The following is a 17,388-nucleotide window of genomic DNA, read 5'->3' on the forward strand; positions in this document are numbered from 1 at the left end:
GTGGACCAGGTCGAGGAGGTCTTCCGGGAGGAGCGCGGCCGGCTGCTGGCCGCGCTCGCCCGGCGGTTCGGCGACCTCGACCTGGCCGAGGAGGTCACCTCGGAGGCGATCGAGGCGGCGCTGGTGCGCTGGCCGGTCGACGGCGTACCGCCGAATCCGGGCGGCTGGCTGATGACCACCGCCCGGCGGAAGGCGGTCGACCGGTTGCGGCGGGACCAGGTGTACGCCGCCAAGCTCGCCGTACTGCAGGTCGAGACGGACCGGGCGGAGCCACCGCGTCCAGGTGGTGGGTTGCCGGACGAGCGGCTGGAGTTGTTCTTCACCTGTGCGCACCCGGCGCTCGCCGCCGAGGACCGGGGTGCGCTGACGCTGCGGTGCCTGGCCGGGTTGACCACGCCGGAGGTGGCGCGGGCGTTCCTGGTGCCGACCGCGACGATGGCCAAGCGGATCGTCCGGGCGAAGACGAAGATCCGGGAGGCGCGGATCCCGTTCCGCGTCCCCGGCCCGGACGAGTTGCCCGAGCGGCTGCCCGGCGTACTGCAGGTGATCTACTCCGTCTTCACCGAGGGGTACGCCGCCAGCTCCGGTCCGTACCTGCAACGCCTCGACCTCGCCGAGGAGGCGATCCGGCTGGCCCGGATCCTGCACCGACTGCTCCCGGATGAGCGCGAGGTCACCGGCCTGCTCGCCCTGATGCTGCTGATCCACGCGCGCCGCGACGCCCGGAGCGAACCCGACGGCTCGATCGTCCTGCTCGAGGACCAGGACCGCAGCCGCTGGGACGCCGAGATGATCGCGGAGGGCCGCGAGTTGGTGGTCGCCGCGCTCACCGGCGGCCCCGCCGGACCGTACGCCGTCCAGGCCGCGATCGCCGCCCTCCACGACGAGGCGGCCGATTTCGCCGGCACCGACTGGCCGCAGATCGTCATCCTGTACGACGTCCTGCTCGCGATCGACCCCTCGCCGGTGATCGCGCTCAACCGCGCGGCCGCGATCGCGATGCGCGACGGCGCCGAGGCCGGCCTGGCGATGCTGGACGAGCTGGCCGCGGAGCCGCGACTCCGGGATTACTACCCGTCCGCACTCGCCCGCGCCGACCTCCTGCACCGCCTCGGACGCTTGCCCGAGGCAACCACGGCGTACGGGCGGGCGCTCGGCCTGGCCGGGTCGGAGCCCGAGCGGGCCCATGTCCGTGACCGACTGGCCGAAGTGGAGCAGACTGTGGCCCATGGAGACGGTGTATGAAGCAGCGGGTGGGGCCGAGGGGATGCTTCGGCTGGCGCATGCGTGGCATGAGCGAGTGATGGCGGACGAGGTCGTGAGCCACGCGTTCCACGGTGGAGCGCGGCCGGACCACACCGAGCGGCTGGCGGCGTACTGGGGTGAGGCGCTCGGCGGGCCGCCGGCGTACTCCGGGAACTACGAAGACGAGACGTACGTCGCCCGGTTGCACAGCGGGAACGGTGAGCACGACGAGATGAATCGGCGCGCGATCGCCTGCTTCGATGAGGCGGTGGCGGATGCCGGGCTGGCCGGGGACGACCGGTTGGCCGCGGTGTTGCACGACTACTTCGCCTGGGCGACCACCACCACGATGTACCGGCATTCGGGCGAGGACATCCCCGACGGCCTCAGCATCCCGCACTGGTCGTGGGACGGTCTGGAAGAGTGACGGACCGTCTGTCCAGAGTGGCCCAGGGATGGGACGAAGCAGCCGACGGCTACGAGGCGTACTTCGTCCCCCGCTTCGCCCCCTGGGTGAAGGCCGCGGTGGATGCGCTCGACGGCCTCCCCGACGGACCGATCCTGGTGCCGTGCTGCGGCACGTTCCCCGAACTCGACCTGCTCGCACCGCGGTTCCCCGACCGGAAGATCGCCGGTATCGACCTGTCCGCGGAGATGGTCCGGCTGGCGCGGGAGCGAGCGAGCCGGCGGCCGCAGGTCGAGGTCGTCCAGGGTGACGCCGCCACCCTCGAGCCACGATGGTCCGGGGCCTGCGCGGCTGTCGTATCTGTCTTCGGCTTACAGCAACTGCCCGACCCGAAAGCCGCCATCCGATCCTGGTACGACGCACTCCGGCCGGGCGGCCGCATGTGTGTCGTCTTCTGGCCCGAGGTGACTGAGGAGACCGGGCCGTTCGCCTTGGTCGCAAAGGTGATCGGTGTCCGGAGCGACCACTCCTGGGAGGACGGACTGCTCTCGGACCTCGACGGTGCCACCATCGAGCGGGATGAGCTCGTGTCCTACCCGATGACCCACGCCGACGCGGCGGAGTACTTCGACACTGCCAACCGCTCCGGATCGATGCGAGCGCTCGGGTTGGCGCGTGGCGACGCCTACATGGCGGAGCTGCGAACGAAGTACCTGAACCTGGCGCCGGCGGGGGAGTGGACCCACCATCCGCGGGCGCGGCTGATCTCGGTCAGGAAGCTGCCGAGTCGTGAGGCGGTAACGCCACCGACTTCGTGATGATCTCGAGCGCCGGGTCGTGCGGGACCGTCGGGTTGCCGTCGACGATGACGTGCGCGCGGGAGCGGGTCGCCTGGTCGGCGAAGTGGTCGCGCTCCCACCGCATCCACTCCAGCCAGTGGTCGCGGAGGGCCTCGCCGTCGCGCTCGATCCCGCGGTCCAGCCGGACCTCGTTCGACGTTTCGATCCACAGTCGCAGGGACTGCCAGTGACCGGCGTCGCGGTCGCAGGACGTGACGCCCTCGACGATCAGGAGCTCGACGGTGACGGGTACGACGTGGAGCTCGGCGTACGCACCGACGTGCCAGTCGTAGCGGCGGTAGCGGCCCTCGCGTCCGTCGGCGATCCGCTGCAGCACGTGGTCGCGCAGCAGGCTGAAGCCGCGGACGGCGCCGTTCCAGCCGTCGTACAGGTCGTCCATGTGGATGACGGAGGTATGCAGTCCGCGGGCCTCGGCCCGGGCCTGCACGTTCGCGGCCAGGCTGGACTTGCCGGATCCGGCCGGTCCGTCGATGCCGATCAGTCTGGTCCGGCCGAGGTGCGGAGGGCCGGCCTGGACGTTGTCCAGGAGGGAGTCGATGGTCAGGGGCGAGCCGTGGTCAGCGGCTTTGTCAGTTGATTCCATGTCGTTTCAGAATGTCCTCGATCTCGTCGAACTCCGACGATTCCTGCTGCTTGGCCTTGGACCCCTTGGACGGCTTGGCAGCTTTGGCGGGAGCGGCCGACGCGGGTGCGGGACCCGTCGCGGTCAGCTCACCCGCGGGCGAGGCGGGTTTTGACTTCGGTGCCTTCTCCGGACGACGACCGCGGGCCACGCCGGACACGACGTACAGCACCACGGAGACGCCGAACAGTGCGACCCCGGACCAGACCGTCGGCGAGAAGATCAAGTGGGTGACCCAGCTCACGGTCGAGCGGATGACGTCCCAGACCAGCTCGAGCAGCCCGGTCAGGTACAGCGAGACCGGGAGCAGGGACCAGGCCACGCCGCGCGTGCCGGCCGCGACCCCGCGGCGCCGCCACGCGGCCCACGAGCCGATCAGGCCCAGCAGCGTCAGGCCTACGCAGAACGGCAGCAGCGTCAAATCGTTGAAGTCAGGCACATACCCAGGCTCGCACAGTCGGCGCCGGAACCAAGAGGGGAACAGCCCTGAGCCCACCCTGAAACCGGACTCCGGACCGCCAGGCCATCACATCCGGGTCCTACCGGGCTCGCCCAGGCGTGGCGCGGGTGATCCGGGGCGATTGTGATGGCCTGGCGGTCCGGACGTCCCCCACTCACCAACCTCACGTGCACCCGCGCTGCGTCGCCGGGACCGGGCTCGTCGGCGCCGATTCGGGGTGGTTGGTGAGTGGGGGCGGTCCGGGGGAGAGAATGGAACGGTGCAACCAGAACGGCGACTGGCTTTTACCGGGTTCGACAACGATGACGGGTCGGCTGATCCGGCGCTGGCCAGGGCGCTTGCGCAGGGTGATCACGGCGCGGTGCTGTCGGCGCTGACCAAGGCGCGGCTGCTGGTGCCGGTGGTGGCGATGCTCGGCGAGGTCGAGTACGACGAGAACGGTCTGGCGCACGACAAGACGTCGGACATGGCGGTCGCGTTGCTGCAGGGGCAGGACGGCCGGAACGCGTTGCTGGCCTTCACTGGCACCGAGAGCCTCGCGCGCTGGAGTCCGGAGGCTCGGCCGATGCCGGCGCAGACCCAGCTGGTCGCGACCGCGGCCATCCAGGAGGGCGCCGCCGCGATCGTCCTGGATATCGCCGGCCCGGCGGCCGGGGTGATCGAAACCGGCGACGTACGGCGCTTGGCCGCCGGCCTCCAGGTGGTTCGCCTGGAAGACGGCGGCTACGCCTGGATCGGCACCCCAGAGCCAACCGAGGGGTGAGCTTCAGCCGACCGGGGAGCTGAGGGCGTCCATTGGCTTGGGGCGCATCGCGAGGCGACCGGCGATACGGACGTCGGTGAGCTGGACCGGCGTGCTCACTGCGAGACCAGTACGTCGGTCTTGCGGTGGTAGGACTCGTTGGTCCACCAGAGGATCGCGACGACCATGCCGAGGCCGATGTCCGACCACAGCCACCAGGGCCAGTCGAAGTGGCCGAAGACGGCGAGGATCACCCAGATGACGAACTGCACGACACAGGTGAGCACCCAGACGGCGCTGACTGCTCGCAGTGCGGTGGTGAGACCGCGTGGCGGGAGTGCGTCGGCCACTCCGTCGAAGACCTGACGGAGCTCGCCGCGGGTGCGGGCCGCGTCCAGGTGCTCGAACCGGTCGAGTGCCTGCGGCGGTGTGAGCTTGCCACGCCGTACGGCGCTTTCGAGCTTGGACGCGGCCGACCGCCGGTCGGAGGCGGACAGCTGAAGCTGGTCGGGGAGCAGCAGCGGGTCGAGGACGGTATTCATCAGCTTTACCTGCTTTCTCGAGGGGTACTGTGAAAAAGCGTAGGGATTGAACAATTTTCGCCCCAGGGTGTTCGGGGCCCTGTCCGGGGTGGTGGTAGCACCCCTCTTCCGGGCGGCCGGCGTACGCGAGGATGGAGACCATGACCGAGAACTTGCCGCCGGGGCTGGCGCTCGCCTGGGGTGTGCAGCCGGTGCAGCGGCGTGGGCCGAAGCCGGCCTTGTCGGTCGACCGGATCGTGGCGACCGGGATCGAGTTCGGCGACCGGCAGGGGTTCGAGGCGATCTCGCTGCAGAAGATCGCGGCGCACTTCGGGGTCAGTACGAACGCGCTGTACAGGTACGTCCGATCCAAGGACGAGCTGATCGTGCTCGTGCACGACAAGGCGGTCGGACTACCGCCGGAGCTTCCGTCCGGCTGGCGGGCGGCGGCGACCGCGTGGGTGAAGGCCCAGGTTCAGCTGTACGCCGAGCGTCCCTGGCTGCTCGATGTGCCGATCCGTGGCGCGCCCGTCACGCCGAACCTGCTGCGCTGGGTCGAGGCGATGCTCCAGGCGCTGGCCGAAACCGGGCTCAGCCAGCACGACAACCTTGGTTGCCTGGTGCTCCTGGACGGGTACGCGCGCAACTACGCGAGCCTGGCCCGGCAACTCGGTGCCAGCGACAACACGCCCGTACAGGCCGAGCAGGTCGGCGCATTCCTGGTGCCGCGGCTGATCCAAGGCGGCTACCCGACGCTGACCGCCCTCTACACGAACCAAGAGTACGAGGACGGCCTCGACGACGACCTGGAGTTCGGCCTGACCCGGATCCTCGACGGTATCCAGGTCCTGATCGGGGCCTAAGGCAACACGATCCGGACCGGGCCGTCGGCGCGAGCCGCGACCCACTGCCGGTGGAATTCGCTGCCGGGGGCAACTTCCGGGCGGCGGTGCGGTTCGGTGCGCAGGTTGACCGGCGCGGTCAACGTGGTCGCCGTCTGCGCGCGTACGCCGTTCGCTCGCGCCTCGGCGATCACATCCGCCAGCGCCTGCGCGGCCGGCTTGCGCTGGTGGTCGACGGTGAACAGGCCGAGGTCGTACTCGCGGTCCGGAAAGTCCAGCAGCCGCCGGTCGATGTCATGCGACGACCACCAGGTGACACCCCAGAGCGCCGGATTCGGCAGCACCGTCTCGACCGTCCGCCGGGTGAACTCGGCCTGCAGTTCCACCGGGATGTCCGGCCCGGGTACGCCGATCTCCTGCAACCACACGGGTCGCGCGGGATCCAGCGAGGTCGCCGCCGCAAGCTCGACCAGGTAGTCCGCATGGCTGAGCGTGGCCTGCCCAAGAGGACCGTCCACCCGTGAGACCCCGTTGAAAACCCACGAGTGGACAGTGCTCAGGTCACCCAGATCCACGACATCAACGGGGTGGAAGGGGTGCTCCGCCTGGTACCAGGCGTCGTCGAACAGCGAGTGCAGGGCGAGTACGTCGGGCGCCGCCTTCTTCACCGTGGTGAGCAGGTCCTGCGCCCAATTGGTCGAGCTCTCGAAGTTCGTCGGGCTGTCGGGCCAGAGGTTGTTGACCTCGTTCCCGAGCGTGATCGCGAAGACGTTCGGCCGCGTCGCGACCGCTCGCGCCACGGTGTCGACGTACGCCGTGAGCCCGTCGCGGATCGTGGAATCGTCGAACAGGCTGGCCTGGTGCCAGGTGAGCACCCAGGACGGCAGGAAGTCGAAGCTGGACAGGTGCCCCTGGATCAGGTCGACCGCGACGGTCAGTCCGTGCTCGGCGGCCGCGTCGATGGTGTCCAGCAGGTCCTCGATCGCACGCTCGCGGATGATCGCCCGGTTCGGCTGGATCCAGGGCCAGACCGGGAACACCCGGACGTGGTCCAGGCCGATCCCGGCCAGGTCCGCGAAGTCCCGGCGTACGGCGTCGCCGTCGTAGTCGAGCCAGCTGTAGAACCAGCCGGCCGACGGGACGTGGTTCGCGCCGAACCGGGGCAGCACGGAATCCGAGGGCATGCGGACGATGCTAAAACGGTTTAGGACCGACGAGCAACTGAGGGTCCGGTTCCGGCCTTGGCCGGCCCGCCTCAGGACGGGGGAGCGGTGGACTCGCGGACGGTCAGGACCGGGTCGGCGGTGCGGCGGTTGATCACCTGGGTGGGGTCGGCGATCGTCTCGAGGAGGACCTCGGCCGCCTGCCGGCCGAAGTCGAAGGTGTCCCGGGACAGCGCGGTCAGGGCCGGATGCATCAGCTGGGTCAGGATCGAGTCGTCGAAGGCCACGATCGACAGGTCGCCCGGGACCGAGACGCCCATCTCCATCGCGACCCCGAGCCCGGCCACCGCCATCACGTCGCTGTCGTAGACGATCGCGGTCGGGCGGTCGGCCTGGGAGAGCAGCTTGCGCGTGGTCGCCGCGCCTTCCGCGTCGCTGAAGTCGGTGGTCAGCGAGGGTGCATCGAGCAGCCCGAGCCTCGGTGCGGCGTCGCGGACGGCCCGGATCCGGCGCTGGGTGTGCTGGAAGACCGGCGTACCGGCGACGTGGGCGATCCGGCGGTGGCCGAGGGCGGCCAGGTACTCCACGATCGAGAGCATCGCGTCCCGGTCGTCGGCCCAGACCGACGCGAGCGCGCCTTTTCCGCCACGGCCGCCGATCACGACGGCCGGCAGCTCCAGCGCCTTCAGCTCGTCGACCCGCGGGTCTTTCACGGTCAGGTCGACCAGGATCACGCCGTCGACCCGGTGCTCCGAGGCCCATCGCCGGTACACCTCGAGCTCGGTCGCAGTGTCCTCGACGATCAGCAGTTGCAGCGAGATCGACTCCGCGGACAGCCCGGACTGCACGCCCGACAGCAGGTGAGCGAAGAACGGCTCGACCCCGAGCGTGCGGGCCGGCCGCGCGATCACCATGCCGACCGAGTCGACCCGGCCCTCACCCAGCGCGCGGGCAGCGCTGTGCGGCCGCCAGCTCATCTGCTCGGCGATCTTCAGGATCCGCTCCCGGGTCGCGTCGCTGACACCGGGCCGCCCGTTCAGCGCGAACGACACCGCGCCCTTGGACACCCCGGCCCGATTCGCGATGTCCGCGATCGTCGGTCTCGCCATCGTCGTACCTCCTGAGTGTCGCGCCCTTGACAGCGGATTCTACGATGTGGATAGTTCGGGAGCTATACCGGTTTATCAATTCCAGGAGAATCCATGCGTAGACGTCGTCTGGTGCCGGTGGCCGCTCTTGCCGCCGCCGCACTCACACTGGCTGGTTGCGGCCTTGGCTCCGAGGACTCCGGCGGTAGCGGCGGCGCCAAGCCGACCGTCGACGCGAACGCCCAGGTGACCGGTGAGGTCAGCTTCCAGACCTGGGCGCTGAAGCCGAAGTTCACCTCGTACGTCGAGGGCGTGATCAAGGACTTCGAGGCGAAGTACCCGGGCACCAAGGTCACCTGGCTGGACCAGCCGGGCGACGGCTACGACAAGAAGGTGCTGAGCCAGGCCTCGGCCGGCCAGTTGCCGGACGTGACCAACTTGCCGCCGGACTTCGCGCTCTCGCTGGCCAAGCAGGACATGCTGCTCGACGTCGGCGCCGCGGACCCCAAGATCAAGGACGAGTACGTCGAGGGCGGCGTGCAGGCGTACGAGTACCAGGGCATGGACGGCACCTTCGGCTACCCCTGGTACCTGAACACCGACATCGACTACTGGAACGCGATCAAGTTCGCCGCGGCCGGGCTGGATGTGAAGAACCCGCCGAAGACGTTCGACGAGCTGCTCGCGGCCGCCAAGGTCATGCACGACAAGACCGGCGGCAAGGAGTACCTGATGAGCCGGCTGCCCGGCATCGGTGACTTCACCAACGCCGGCGTCAAGATCCTGTCCGACGACGGCAAGAAGTTCGTCTTCAACACTCCCGAGGCCGCCGCGCTGCTGGACAAGTACCGCGACGCGTACAAGGCCGGCTACCTGCCGCGCGACATCCTGACCCAGGAGTACCTGGGCAACTCCAAGCTCTTCACCCAGAGCAAGGTCGCCTGGACCACCGGCGGCGGCAACGCCATCCAGGACTTCCAGAAGGACAACCCGTCGCTGAAGGGCAAGGTCGTCCCGTCGCCCGCGCTCGACACCCCGCCGCTGTACGTGCAAGGCCTGTCGGTCTCGGCCAAGACGAAGAACCAGGCGGCCGCGATCGCGCTGGCCCGGTTCGTCACCAACGCGGAGAACCAGGCCGCGTTCGCCAAGATCGTGAACATCTTCCCGTCCACCAAGGCCTCGGCCTCGGACCCGTACTTCTCCCAGAGCGACGGTACGCCGGAGAGCGACGCGAAGGTGCTCGCGTTCGAGTCGCTGGCCAAGGCCAAGGTGCTGCAGCCGCCGGTGATCAGTGGCGCCACCAACGACTTCATCGGGCAGCAGATCTCGCTCGCGATCTCGGGCAAGCTCTCGTCCCAGGCGGCCCTCGACGCGGCGGTGGCGAAGGCCAACCAGCTCCTCACTCAGTAATGCGTTATCAGCGGTGGTTCACCCCGTGGGTGCTGGTCGTGCCGGCACTCACGTGGTTGCTGGTGTTCAACCTCTGGCCGTCGATCAACACCGTCATCCTGTCGTTCACCAACGCCAGGCCGATCGGCGGCGGCACCTTCGTCGGGCTGAAGAACTTCGAGACCCTCCTGCACGACGAGCAGTTGCGCTGGGCGCTGCTGAACAGCGTCATCTACATGGTGGTCTGCCTGCCGTTCCTGACCGTCCTGCCGCTGCTGCTCGCCGTACTGGTGGAGAAGAAGCTGCCCGGGATCACGTTCTTCCGGACCGCCTTCTACACCCCGGTGGTGGCCTCGGCGGTGGTGGTGGCGCTGATCTGGCAGTGGATCCTGGACGACCGCGGTCTGGTCAACGGCCTGGCCGAGAAGCTCGGGGTCATCTCCGGTCCGCTGCCGTTCCTGTCCGACCAGTGGCTGTTGTTGCTCAGCGCAATCAGTCTGACGGTCTGGAAGGGGCTGGGGTACTACATGATCATCTACCTGGCCGCGCTCGGGAACGTCGGGCGTGAGCTGCACGAGGCGGCCGCGGTCGACGGTGCCGGACCGTTCCGGCGGTTCGTGCACATCACGATCCCGGGCGTCCGCGGGACGATGATCCTGATCTCGATCCTGATCTCGGTGTCGGCGCTGCGGGTGTTCTCCGAGCTGTTCATCCTCAGCGGCGGCAAGGGCGGTCCGGGCGGGCGGGACAACTCGGTGGTGATGCTGATCCAGCAGTACAGCCAGGGCTTCGAGGGCAACCTCGGGTACGCGTCGGCGTTGTCGATCGTGCTGTTCTTCGTCACCGTCGTACCGATGCTGGTGCTGGCCCGCCTGAACCGTCGAGGAGCCGAAGCATGAGTGTTGTCACCGATCCGGCCCGGCCGGCTGTTGTCGCTGCGGATCCTGGTACGCCGGGGGGCCGCAAGCGCCGGAGTGGTTCGTTCGGGTTCAACACGGTCTCGCCGCGCGAGAAGGTGGTCCGCTACCTGCTGCTGGTGTTCGTGCTGCTGATCACGATCGGGCCGTTCCTGTGGCAGTTGTCCACGTCGCTGAAGGGATCCGGGGAGGACATCTACACCCGGATCCCGCGGTTGCTGCCGGCCCAGCCGACGTTCGATCACTACAAGGCCGTGACCGACACGATCCCGGTCTGGGATTACGCGCGGAACTCACTGGTGGTCGCCGTACTGGTTGTCGGCGGCAACGTCATCGGCGCGTCGCTGGCCGGGTTCGCGTTGTCCCGGTTGCAGTTCCGCTTCCGGCGGCTGGTGCTCGGGTTGTTCCTGGCGACGCTCGTGCTGCCGGGTGAGGTCACGATCATCTCGCAGTACGTGACGGTGCGGGAGTTCGGGCTGGCGAACACGTTGTTCGGTGTCGCGTTGCCCGGCATGATCGGCGCGCTCAACGTGCTGCTGATGTACAACGCGTTCCGGTCGCTGCCGATCGAGGTCGACCAGGCCGCGATCGTCGACGGCGCGAACGCGTGGCAGCGTTTCCTCTACATCGGCCTGCCGTCGGTGCGGGGGACGATCAGCGTGGTCGCGATCTTCGCGTTCATCGGTGCGTGGGACGACTTCCTCTGGCCGCTGATCGTGCTCACCGATCCGGACAAGTACACGCTGACCGTCGGCCTGCAGTACCTGTCCGGCACCTTCAGCAACAACCCCCGCCTCATCGCCGCCGGCACCATGATCGCCTTCATCCCCATCGTCATCGTCTTCGCCACCCTCCAACGCTTCTTCTTCAAAGGCGTCGAGGAGGGCGCCGTCAAGGGCTGACCCAGGCCCCACGCGTGCTCCCGGGGCGAAGTGGTCGCCTCGGCCAGTCGTTGGGGGCTTGGACTGGGTGCGGTGGGCTTGGACAGGTTATTGCCTGTTCAGGCCCACCGGTTGTTGTTCAAGCTCCCGGCTTGGCGCCCCGTGAAGCCCGGCGGTTGCCGGTGGGTGATGCACGTCGCGTGAGGACGAACTTGTTCGTAACGAACATGTTCGTTATTGTCGACGGCATGACGGATGAACCCAGGAGCCGGCGGGAGCGGCCGGCCAAGGCTGCGTTGACGCGGGGCGGGATCGTGGCGGCGGCGGTTGAGGTGATGCGGGCCGAGGGGCTGGGGCGCGTGACGATGCGGCGGTTGGCGACGGAGCTCGACACCGGGCCGGCCTCGCTCTACGTGTACTTCCGGAACACGGCCCAGTTGCACGCCGCCGTACTCGACGATCTGCTCGGCGCGGTGGACTTGTCGCCGGTCGACGCACCTGGTGATTGGCGTGACCGGCTCGAGGCGGTGCTGACGTCGTACACGCGGGTCCTGTTCGAGTACCCGACTCTCGCTCAGTCAGCGGTCACCGCGCGGCCATCCGGGGAGAACTACCTCAGGTTGGTGGAGGGGTTGCTGGCTCTGCTCGACGAGGGAGGCGTACCGCCGGGACAGGCAGCTTGGGGCCTCGACTTGCTGCTCCAAGTGGCGACGGCGACGGCTGCTGAGCATGCGGGCGGCGATGACCCGGAGCAATGGGATGCGGTGGGCGCTGCCTTGCGCGCGGTCCAGCCGGAGACGCACCCGCGGATCGCCGCGCTGGGGGAGGACCTGCTGAGTGGCCCGGGACAGGCCCGGGCGTCGTGGGGTATCCGCGTTCTGATCAACGGAGTGCTCGCCACTCCACGGACGGGAGGGAACTGACCATGCACCACGAGATTGCAATCATCGGCGCCGGCCTGGGTGGCTTGACGCTGGCGCGAGTACTGCACGTCAACGGCATCGACGCCGCTGTCTATGAGCTGGACGCATCACCGACGGCCCGCACCCAGGGCGGCATGCTCGACATCCACGAGGACTCCGGCCAGGCAGCGCTGCGAGCGGCCGGCCTGTACGACGACTTCCTGAGCATCGTCCTGCCCGGCGGCGAAGCGATGAAGATCTACGACCGGTACGCCGTACTGCACCACTCGGACGAGCGCGAAGACGGCGGCCGGCCCGAGGTGCACCGCCGCGACCTGCGCGACCTCCTGATCGACAGCCTCCCGAACGGCATGATCCGCTGGAACTCGAAGGTCGCCGAGATCGCGGACGGTCCGGCCTGGGACGTGCGGTTGGCTGACGGCACTTCGTTCACCGCCGAGCTGGTGATCGGTGCCGACGGCGCCTGGTCCAAGGTCCGACCACTCGTCTCCGACGCAACACCGACGTACGCGGGCCTGTCCTTCGCGGAACTGGACCTCCTCGACCCCGACCTCCGGCACACCGACAGCGCCGAACTGATCGGTGGCGGCCTCATGTTCGCCCTCGGCAACGGCCGCGGCTTCCTCGCCCACCGCGAACCCGACCGCCTCCACGTGTACGCCGCTCTGCAGACAGACGCGGCCTGGTCCGCCGGCGACGTCACCAGGGACACCCTCCTGGCCGAGTTCAAGGACTGGGATCCCCGCTTCCTCCGCCTCATCCACGACGCGGACACCGAGCCGTTCCCACGCGCGATCCACTCCTTGCCGATCGGCCACCAGTGGAAACGGGTCCCCGGCATCACCCTCCTAGGCGACGCCGCCCACCTCATGTCCCCCTTCGCCGGCGAGGGTGCCAACCTGGCCATGCAAGACGGAGCCGAACTGGCAGCAGCCCTCCTAGCCCATCCCGGCGACACCGAAGCGGCCCTGACCACCTACGAAGCAGCCCTCTTCCCCCGCTCCGAACAATCGGCCGCCGAATCCGCCGCCAACCTCGACCTCTGCTTCGCCCCCGACGCCCCCGCAGGCCTCCTCGAGTTCTTCACCAGCCACGCCTAATAGTTGGCCCGAGGTCACTCGCCCTGCTCGAGGCAGAACTCGTTGCCTTCCGGATCCGCCATCACGACCCAGCCGCCAGGAGTCGACGCCCGCCGGTCGTCAAGGATCCGCGCCCCCAACCCCACCAGCCTGGCAACTTCCTCCTCCTGCGACCCCTCCGCAGGCGTGAGATCAAGGTGAACCCGATTCTTCGAAGCCTTCGCCTCGGACACCTCAACGAACACCAGACGAACGCCTTCGTCCTCATCGTGCGCAACAAGCCAAAACGGATTGCCCGGCATCTCCACCAGCGACGCCGGCCACCGCGTAACCCCACTCCAAAACCGCGCCAGCCCCGGAGCATCCCCACAATCAAACGTCACATTCAAAACCGCACTACGCACATCCACCTCGATTCACCCGGACCCGTGCAGGCAGCGTCACAGAACCCCCTGAACCCGTCCACGAGATATTGCGCTGCACCTTTGACGCCGCAAACGACCTCACCAACTCCCTGCCGGTCGGTGTGCTCGCGGTTCCACGCACCTTCGGCGCCCCATGTACTGCAAAAGTAGGCGCAGGTGTATACTTTTGCAGTATTGAGAAGGAGGTTCGAGGTGTCTCTCCTGGATCTGGCTGACCTTGCGAGCGAGCAGTGGGGTCTTGTGACGACGGCCCAGGCTGGCGGCGCGGGGGCGTCTACACAGACGATGGCTCGCTGGGCGAATGAGGGTGCGCTGACTCGTTTGAGCCATGGCGTCTACAAGGTCGTAGGGAGCTCATACGACCCCCGTGACGAACTGCGGGCCGCTTGGCTGGCGCTCGACCCCGGGCGTCTCGCGGCGGAGCGGCTGGTTTCCGAGCCGATCGACGCTGTCGTCTCGCATAGCTCAGCTGCTCGCGTGCACCGTCTAGGCGACATGAGCGCGGACAGACATCAGTTCATCGTTCAGGGGCGCAAGCAAACGCGGCGGGCTGACGTGCAGATCCGGCGCAGGAGTGGCGGGATCGATCCGAACTCCTGGCGAATCGTCGACGGCCTCCCGACGACAACTGTGCTGACAACTATCGTGGATCTGGCCACGGACCATGTCGATGGGGGACACCTGGCCGGCGTCGTTCGCGACGCCATCGCGACCTCTGCTGTCGATCTTCGCGAGCTCAGTACGGCGCTCAGGCCTTTCGCCCATCAGTACGGCGCGCGACTCGCCGACGGCGACGCTCTCATCGAGCGCTTTCTGGACGAGGCCGGGATCCCTCAATCAATGCTGGACGCTGCAGACCTCTTGACGTCGATGTCGCAGGCCGCCTTCTCGGATGCGGACCTCCGAGAACTCGCAGAGAAGCTGGCCAGCTCCGACGTGCGCAAGATGCTCGAGGCTCTGTCCAAGCCCAGCACGCAGCGCAACCTTGCTCAGCTGAACGAGACCCTCGAGGCGCTCCGGAGAGCCGCCGGATGAGAGATCAGCCGTATCGCAACGCGGCAGCCTTCCGCGCCGGCGTCGAGGCACGCATCAAGGCTGAAGCCAAGGCGCATCGGACCCGAACAATGGAAGAAGTCCGACGACAGTTTCTCCTGCAGCGATTTCTCGCTCGCGTGTTCGCCGATGCGGAGACGGGCTGGGTCCTCAAGGGAGGCACCGGACTGCTGGTTCGGGTGCCAGACGCACGACACAGTAACGACATCGACCTCCTCTACCCGGACCCCGAAGGACAGCTGGTCGACGCGGTCGCGGATCTACGTCGTCGAGCTGCAATCGCGCCAGCCGGCGATCTGCTGCGATTCGAGCAGGCGGAGCCACGCCTCGGCGGAGGCCAAGGTGTGGACCACGTTGTGGCACAGGTGAAAGTGTCCGCCTATCTCGGCGTCACTGAGTACGGCCGGTTTCCGATAGACCTGTCGCTGAATCAACGGATCGCGGAGCCGGTCGAGCGTCGGCGTCCGCGGCCGGTGGTCGAGCTACCGGGCTGCGACCCGCTGCCGGAGTTCGTTCTCTACCCACTCGCCGAGCAGATTGCCGACAAGCTCTGCGCGATGTACGGGCTGTACGGTCCGAACCGGGGCCAGCCCTCGACGCGTTACCGCGACCTGGTGGACCTGGTCATCATCGTTACCCACGAGGCGATCGACGCGGTGCGAGCGACGGAAGCGCTGAACGACGAGGCCAAGCGGCGTGAGCTCAACCTCCCACACAAGCTCGTGGCTCCGAGCGAGCACTGGGAAGCCGGGTACGCGCGCACCGCGGCCGGAACCATGCTGACCCCTGAACTCCGGACGATCGACTCCGCCCTGGAAACCGTCGCCAGATGCATGGAGCCAATCCTCGGGGGAACGGCGGAGGGCACTTGGAATCCAGCGTCGATGCGGTGGGAGTGAGGTCAATCGCTCGCCCGGGGTCCACGGGGTTGTCGCGGCCATGGGCGGGTGGGAGCGCGCGGAGCGGGCGCGAGGGTGGGCTACCTGCGTGCCGCGGTGGGGTGGACGGCGCCGGTGTATTTCTCGCCGGGGCCTTGGCCTGGCTCGTCCGGGACGGAGCTGGATTCCTTGAAGGCCAGTTGGAGGGAGCGGAGGCCGTCTCTCAAAGGCGCGGCGTGGTGGTGGCCGAGGGAGGGGGCGGCGGCGTCGAGGAGGCCGGCCAGGGCGTCGATGAGGGAGCGGGCTTCGTCGAGGTCTTGGTGGTCGGGGAGGTCCTCGGCCAGGCCGAGGTTGACGGCTGCCGCGCTCATCAGGTGCAGGGCCGCGGTCGAGATGATCTCTACGCTGGGTACGTCGGCGATGTCGCGGGAGACTGTGGACAGCGGGTCCGGGCGGCCCTCGTCCACGGCAGTTGGGTGGTCGGCGTCCGCGGCCGCCGGCTGATCGGAGCGGTCCGGCTGCGAAGTGGCACCTGAGTCGGTCATGCTGCTACTCTTGCACGGCGACCGACCTGGTCCGCTGGTGACCCCTGAGCGGAATACTCGAGGGACTCCAGTGGTTCAAGTCCAAGCGGAGGGCCACCTCCCACCCAGTCGATGAAGAGTCGGCGGGTCCCGGTCACGCTGAGAGATTCTGGAGGACATCCGGAGAATCGAAGCGATCGTACGGCGTACCACCCGGAGGGGTTGGGGCGTCGTCGATCTGGGAATTGGGCCTTCGTGTGATCGCACGAAGGCCTTTGTGTTTTCCAAGGGCCTTCGGTGATCACGAGGTGGCACCAGTACGAGGACAACCCAGGAGGACCCATCACCATTGAACTGCGCGTCAACGAGCGCATCCGCGTTCCCGAGGTGCGACTGGTCGGACCGAACGGTGAGCAGGTAGGCATCGTCCGGATCGAAGACGCACTTCGGTTGGCACAGGAAGCTGATCTCGACCTGGTCGAGGTTGCGGCCACGGCACGTCCGCCGGTCTGCAAGCTGATGGATTTCGGCAAGTACAAGTACGAGACCGCGCAGAAGGCGCGCGAGTCCCGCCGGAACCAGACCAACACCGTCATCAAAGAGATGAAGCTGCGGCCGAAGATCGACCCGCACGACTACGAGACCAAGAAGGGTCACGTCGTTCGGTTCCTGCGTGCCGGGGACAAGGTCAAGATCACCATCATGTTCCGCGGTCGTGAGCAGTCCCGCCCCGAGCTGGGGTTCCGGCTGCTGCAGCGGCTGGCCGAAGACGTCAGTGAGCTCGGCTTCGTCGAGTCGTCGCCGCGTCAGGACGGCCGGAACATGATCATGGTGCTCGGACCGCACAAGAAGAAGTCCGAGGCGCGCGTAGACGTGGAAGCCGAGAAGGCCAAGAAGCACGCCGAGCACGAGGCCGAGCAGGAGGCCGAGCGGCAGGAGCGGGCCGAGCAGCTGAAGCAGCACGAGGCTGAGCGGGCCGCCGGAGCAACGAAGAAGCCGAAGGGTCCGGCAGACAACCTCGATCCGGAGTGATGTGTCGCTCCGGTCGTCGGGCCGGAGCCGTCACCCGATCGAGTCAACGAAAGAAACCAGGAGTACATAGCCATGCCGAAGATGAAGACCCACTCGGGGATGAAGAAGCGTGTCCGGATCACGGGCTCGGGCAAGCTGCGCCGCGAGCAGACCGGCAAGCGTCACCTCGCCGAGGCGAAGTCGACCAAGCGCAAGCGCCGCCTGTCCGGCACCGTCGAGGTCGCGCCGACGCATGTGAAGAAGGCCAAGAAGCTCCTCGGTCTCTGAGGCTCGCTTTCTCCGGGCCTTCATCCCGCCCTTCCCCCGAACATCCCCGCCGAGTGGGCGCAGTCCGTCTC

Annotated in this window: 21 protein-coding genes and 1 pseudogene; 15 read left to right on the top strand and 7 right to left on the bottom strand. The window is 68.0% G+C overall.

From position 1 onward, the window contains the following. Genes ACZ3HV_RS40995 through ACZ3HV_RS41005 form a run of 3 tightly spaced genes read left to right on the top strand, consistent with a single transcriptional unit; the run spans position 1 to position 2,469 of the window. A complete protein-coding gene (locus tag ACZ3HV_RS40995) occupies positions 1–1,245 on the top strand; it encodes an RNA polymerase sigma factor (protein WP_465692933.1) in 1,245 nt (414 codons plus the stop codon). Next, positions 1,229–1,672 carry a globin domain-containing protein gene (locus ACZ3HV_RS41000; protein ID WP_465692935.1) on the top strand — a complete coding sequence of 148 codons (444 nt, stop codon included), beginning with the start codon at positions 1,229–1,231 and terminating at the stop codon, positions 1,670–1,672. The genes ACZ3HV_RS40995 and ACZ3HV_RS41000 overlap by 17 nt, the downstream gene beginning before the upstream one ends. Next, positions 1,669–2,469, top strand: a complete 801-nt coding sequence (locus tag ACZ3HV_RS41005; protein WP_465692937.1) for a class I SAM-dependent methyltransferase — start codon at positions 1,669–1,671, stop codon at positions 2,467–2,469. Before ACZ3HV_RS41000 ends, ACZ3HV_RS41005 begins: the two co-directional genes overlap by 4 nt. On the opposite strand, the gene ACZ3HV_RS41010 is transcribed toward ACZ3HV_RS41005, so the two are convergent. After that, the gene (locus ACZ3HV_RS41010; protein ID WP_465692938.1) at positions 2,423–3,094 is read right to left on the bottom strand and encodes a uridine kinase family protein; all 672 of its coding nucleotides are present in this window, start codon (positions 3,092–3,094) and stop codon (positions 2,423–2,425) included. The genes ACZ3HV_RS41005 and ACZ3HV_RS41010 overlap by 47 nt on opposite strands. After that, positions 3,081–3,572 carry a hypothetical protein gene (locus ACZ3HV_RS41015; protein WP_465692939.1) on the bottom strand — a complete coding sequence of 164 codons (492 nt, stop codon included), beginning with the start codon at positions 3,570–3,572 and terminating at the stop codon, positions 3,081–3,083. Before ACZ3HV_RS41015 ends, ACZ3HV_RS41010 begins: the two co-directional genes overlap by 14 nt. Positions 3,573–3,852: 280 nt before the next feature. On the opposite strand from ACZ3HV_RS41015, the gene ACZ3HV_RS41020 reads away from it, so the two are divergent. Continuing rightward, the gene (locus ACZ3HV_RS41020; protein WP_465692941.1) at positions 3,853–4,356 is read left to right on the top strand and encodes an SseB family protein; all 504 of its coding nucleotides are present in this window, start codon (positions 3,853–3,855) and stop codon (positions 4,354–4,356) included. Positions 4,357–4,451: 95 nt separating this feature from the next. Here the strand turns inward: ACZ3HV_RS41020 and ACZ3HV_RS41025 are convergent, their stop codons facing one another. Next, positions 4,452–4,877, bottom strand: coding sequence for a DUF1707 domain-containing protein (locus ACZ3HV_RS41025; RefSeq protein ID WP_465692942.1), 426 nt, complete (start codon positions 4,875–4,877; stop codon positions 4,452–4,454). Between the two features lie 140 nt (positions 4,878–5,017). Between ACZ3HV_RS41025 and ACZ3HV_RS41030 the strand changes: the two genes are divergently transcribed. Next, positions 5,018–5,719 carry a TetR/AcrR family transcriptional regulator gene (locus ACZ3HV_RS41030; RefSeq protein WP_465692944.1) on the top strand — a complete coding sequence of 234 codons (702 nt, stop codon included), beginning with the start codon at positions 5,018–5,020 and terminating at the stop codon, positions 5,717–5,719. Here the strand turns inward: ACZ3HV_RS41030 and ACZ3HV_RS41035 are convergent. Next, positions 5,716–6,882, bottom strand: a complete 1,167-nt coding sequence (locus tag ACZ3HV_RS41035) for a glycoside hydrolase 5 family protein (protein ID WP_465692946.1) — start codon at positions 6,880–6,882, stop codon at positions 5,716–5,718. The two genes, ACZ3HV_RS41030 and ACZ3HV_RS41035, sit on opposite strands and share 4 nt — an antisense overlap. 71 nt (positions 6,883–6,953) lie before the next feature. Next, positions 6,954–7,970: a LacI family DNA-binding transcriptional regulator gene (locus ACZ3HV_RS41040; protein ID WP_360365479.1), complete on the bottom strand. Its 1,017-nt coding sequence runs from the start codon at positions 7,968–7,970 to the stop codon at positions 6,954–6,956. A 93-nt stretch (positions 7,971–8,063) separates the two neighbouring features. Between ACZ3HV_RS41040 and ACZ3HV_RS41045 the strand changes: the two genes are divergently transcribed. From ACZ3HV_RS41045 to ACZ3HV_RS41065, 5 genes are all read left to right on the top strand, one after another. Beyond that, entirely contained in the window at positions 8,064–9,359 is a 1,296-nt protein-coding gene (locus ACZ3HV_RS41045) for an ABC transporter substrate-binding protein (RefSeq protein ID WP_465692947.1), read from the top strand. Continuing rightward, positions 9,359–10,237 carry a carbohydrate ABC transporter permease gene (locus ACZ3HV_RS41050; RefSeq protein WP_360365483.1) on the top strand — a complete coding sequence of 293 codons (879 nt, stop codon included), beginning with the start codon at positions 9,359–9,361 and terminating at the stop codon, positions 10,235–10,237. The genes ACZ3HV_RS41045 and ACZ3HV_RS41050 overlap by 1 nt, the downstream gene beginning before the upstream one ends. Further along, entirely contained in the window at positions 10,234–11,157 is a 924-nt protein-coding gene (locus ACZ3HV_RS41055) for a carbohydrate ABC transporter permease (RefSeq protein WP_465692949.1), read from the top strand. Before ACZ3HV_RS41050 ends, ACZ3HV_RS41055 begins: the two co-directional genes overlap by 4 nt. A gap of 227 nt (positions 11,158–11,384) precedes the next feature. Then, entirely contained in the window at positions 11,385–12,059 is a 675-nt protein-coding gene (locus tag ACZ3HV_RS41060) for a TetR/AcrR family transcriptional regulator (protein ID WP_465692950.1), read from the top strand. Between the two features lie 2 nt (positions 12,060–12,061). After that, positions 12,062–13,159: an FAD-dependent oxidoreductase gene (locus ACZ3HV_RS41065; RefSeq protein WP_465692952.1), complete on the top strand. Its 1,098-nt coding sequence runs from the start codon at positions 12,062–12,064 to the stop codon at positions 13,157–13,159. Between the two features lie 14 nt (positions 13,160–13,173). Here ACZ3HV_RS41065 and ACZ3HV_RS41070 read toward each other — a convergent pair whose 3' ends face one another. Beyond that, positions 13,174–13,548: a VOC family protein gene (locus ACZ3HV_RS41070; RefSeq protein WP_465692954.1), complete on the bottom strand. Its 375-nt coding sequence runs from the start codon at positions 13,546–13,548 to the stop codon at positions 13,174–13,176. Between the two features lie 207 nt (positions 13,549–13,755). Here ACZ3HV_RS41070 and ACZ3HV_RS41075 point away from each other — a divergent pair. From ACZ3HV_RS41075 to ACZ3HV_RS41085, 3 genes and pseudogenes are all read left to right on the top strand, one after another. Continuing rightward, positions 13,756–13,890, top strand: a pseudogene (locus ACZ3HV_RS41075) (type IV toxin-antitoxin system AbiEi family antitoxin domain-containing protein); the annotation flags it as partial. A gap of 168 nt (positions 13,891–14,058) precedes the next feature. Then, complete coding sequence (locus tag ACZ3HV_RS41080) at positions 14,059–14,598, top strand: hypothetical protein (RefSeq protein WP_465693007.1); 540 nt, start codon at positions 14,059–14,061, stop codon at positions 14,596–14,598. Continuing rightward, a complete protein-coding gene (locus ACZ3HV_RS41085; RefSeq protein ID WP_465692956.1) occupies positions 14,595–15,515 on the top strand; it encodes a nucleotidyl transferase AbiEii/AbiGii toxin family protein in 921 nt (306 codons plus the stop codon). The genes ACZ3HV_RS41080 and ACZ3HV_RS41085 overlap by 4 nt, the downstream gene beginning before the upstream one ends. 80 nt (positions 15,516–15,595) lie before the next feature. On the opposite strand, the gene ACZ3HV_RS41090 is transcribed toward ACZ3HV_RS41085, so the two are convergent. Continuing rightward, positions 15,596–16,039 (bottom strand): DUF1844 domain-containing protein, encoded by a 444-nt coding sequence (locus tag ACZ3HV_RS41090; RefSeq protein WP_465692958.1) that lies wholly within the window; start codon positions 16,037–16,039, stop codon positions 15,596–15,598. Between the two features lie 276 nt (positions 16,040–16,315). Here ACZ3HV_RS41090 and infC point away from each other — a divergent pair, with 276 nt between their 5' ends. Both infC and rpmI read left to right on the top strand, forming a co-directional pair. Beyond that, positions 16,316–17,050, top strand: coding sequence for a translation initiation factor IF-3 (infC, locus tag ACZ3HV_RS41095; RefSeq protein ID WP_465692959.1), 735 nt, complete (start codon positions 16,316–16,318; stop codon positions 17,048–17,050). Between the two features lie 72 nt (positions 17,051–17,122). After that, the gene (rpmI, locus tag ACZ3HV_RS41100; protein ID WP_360365505.1) at positions 17,123–17,317 is read left to right on the top strand and encodes a 50S ribosomal protein L35; all 195 of its coding nucleotides are present in this window, start codon (positions 17,123–17,125) and stop codon (positions 17,315–17,317) included. Positions 17,318–17,388: the final 71 nt, after the last annotated feature.

It is taken from the genome of Kribbella sp. NPDC020701 (genome assembly GCF_055562215.1).

Coding starts and splice junctions, on each gene's coding strand:
- ACZ3HV_RS41000 (WP_465692935.1), top strand. CDS start 1,229: ATGGAGACGGTGTATGAAGCAGCGGGTGGGGCCGAGGGGATGCTTCGG.
- ACZ3HV_RS41010 (WP_465692938.1), bottom strand. CDS start 3,094: ATGGAATCAACTGACAAAGCCGCTGACCACGGCTCGCCCCTGACCATC.
- ACZ3HV_RS41025 (WP_465692942.1), bottom strand. CDS start 4,877: ATGAATACCGTCCTCGACCCGCTGCTGCTCCCCGACCAGCTTCAGCTG.
- ACZ3HV_RS41030 (WP_465692944.1), top strand. CDS start 5,018: ATGACCGAGAACTTGCCGCCGGGGCTGGCGCTCGCCTGGGGTGTGCAG.
- ACZ3HV_RS41035 (WP_465692946.1), bottom strand. CDS start 6,882: ATGCCCTCGGATTCCGTGCTGCCCCGGTTCGGCGCGAACCACGTCCCG.
- ACZ3HV_RS41040 (WP_360365479.1), bottom strand. CDS start 7,970: ATGGCGAGACCGACGATCGCGGACATCGCGAATCGGGCCGGGGTGTCC.
- ACZ3HV_RS41045 (WP_465692947.1), top strand. CDS start 8,064: ATGCGTAGACGTCGTCTGGTGCCGGTGGCCGCTCTTGCCGCCGCCGCA.
- ACZ3HV_RS41050 (WP_360365483.1), top strand. CDS start 9,359: ATGCGTTATCAGCGGTGGTTCACCCCGTGGGTGCTGGTCGTGCCGGCA.
- ACZ3HV_RS41055 (WP_465692949.1), top strand. CDS start 10,234: ATGAGTGTTGTCACCGATCCGGCCCGGCCGGCTGTTGTCGCTGCGGAT.
- ACZ3HV_RS41060 (WP_465692950.1), top strand. CDS start 11,385: ATGACGGATGAACCCAGGAGCCGGCGGGAGCGGCCGGCCAAGGCTGCG.
- ACZ3HV_RS41065 (WP_465692952.1), top strand. CDS start 12,062: ATGCACCACGAGATTGCAATCATCGGCGCCGGCCTGGGTGGCTTGACG.
- ACZ3HV_RS41080 (WP_465693007.1), top strand. CDS start 14,059: ATGAGCGCGGACAGACATCAGTTCATCGTTCAGGGGCGCAAGCAAACG.
- ACZ3HV_RS41085 (WP_465692956.1), top strand. CDS start 14,595: ATGAGAGATCAGCCGTATCGCAACGCGGCAGCCTTCCGCGCCGGCGTC.
- ACZ3HV_RS41090 (WP_465692958.1), bottom strand. CDS start 16,039: ATGACCGACTCAGGTGCCACTTCGCAGCCGGACCGCTCCGATCAGCCG.
- rpmI (WP_360365505.1), top strand. CDS start 17,123: ATGCCGAAGATGAAGACCCACTCGGGGATGAAGAAGCGTGTCCGGATC.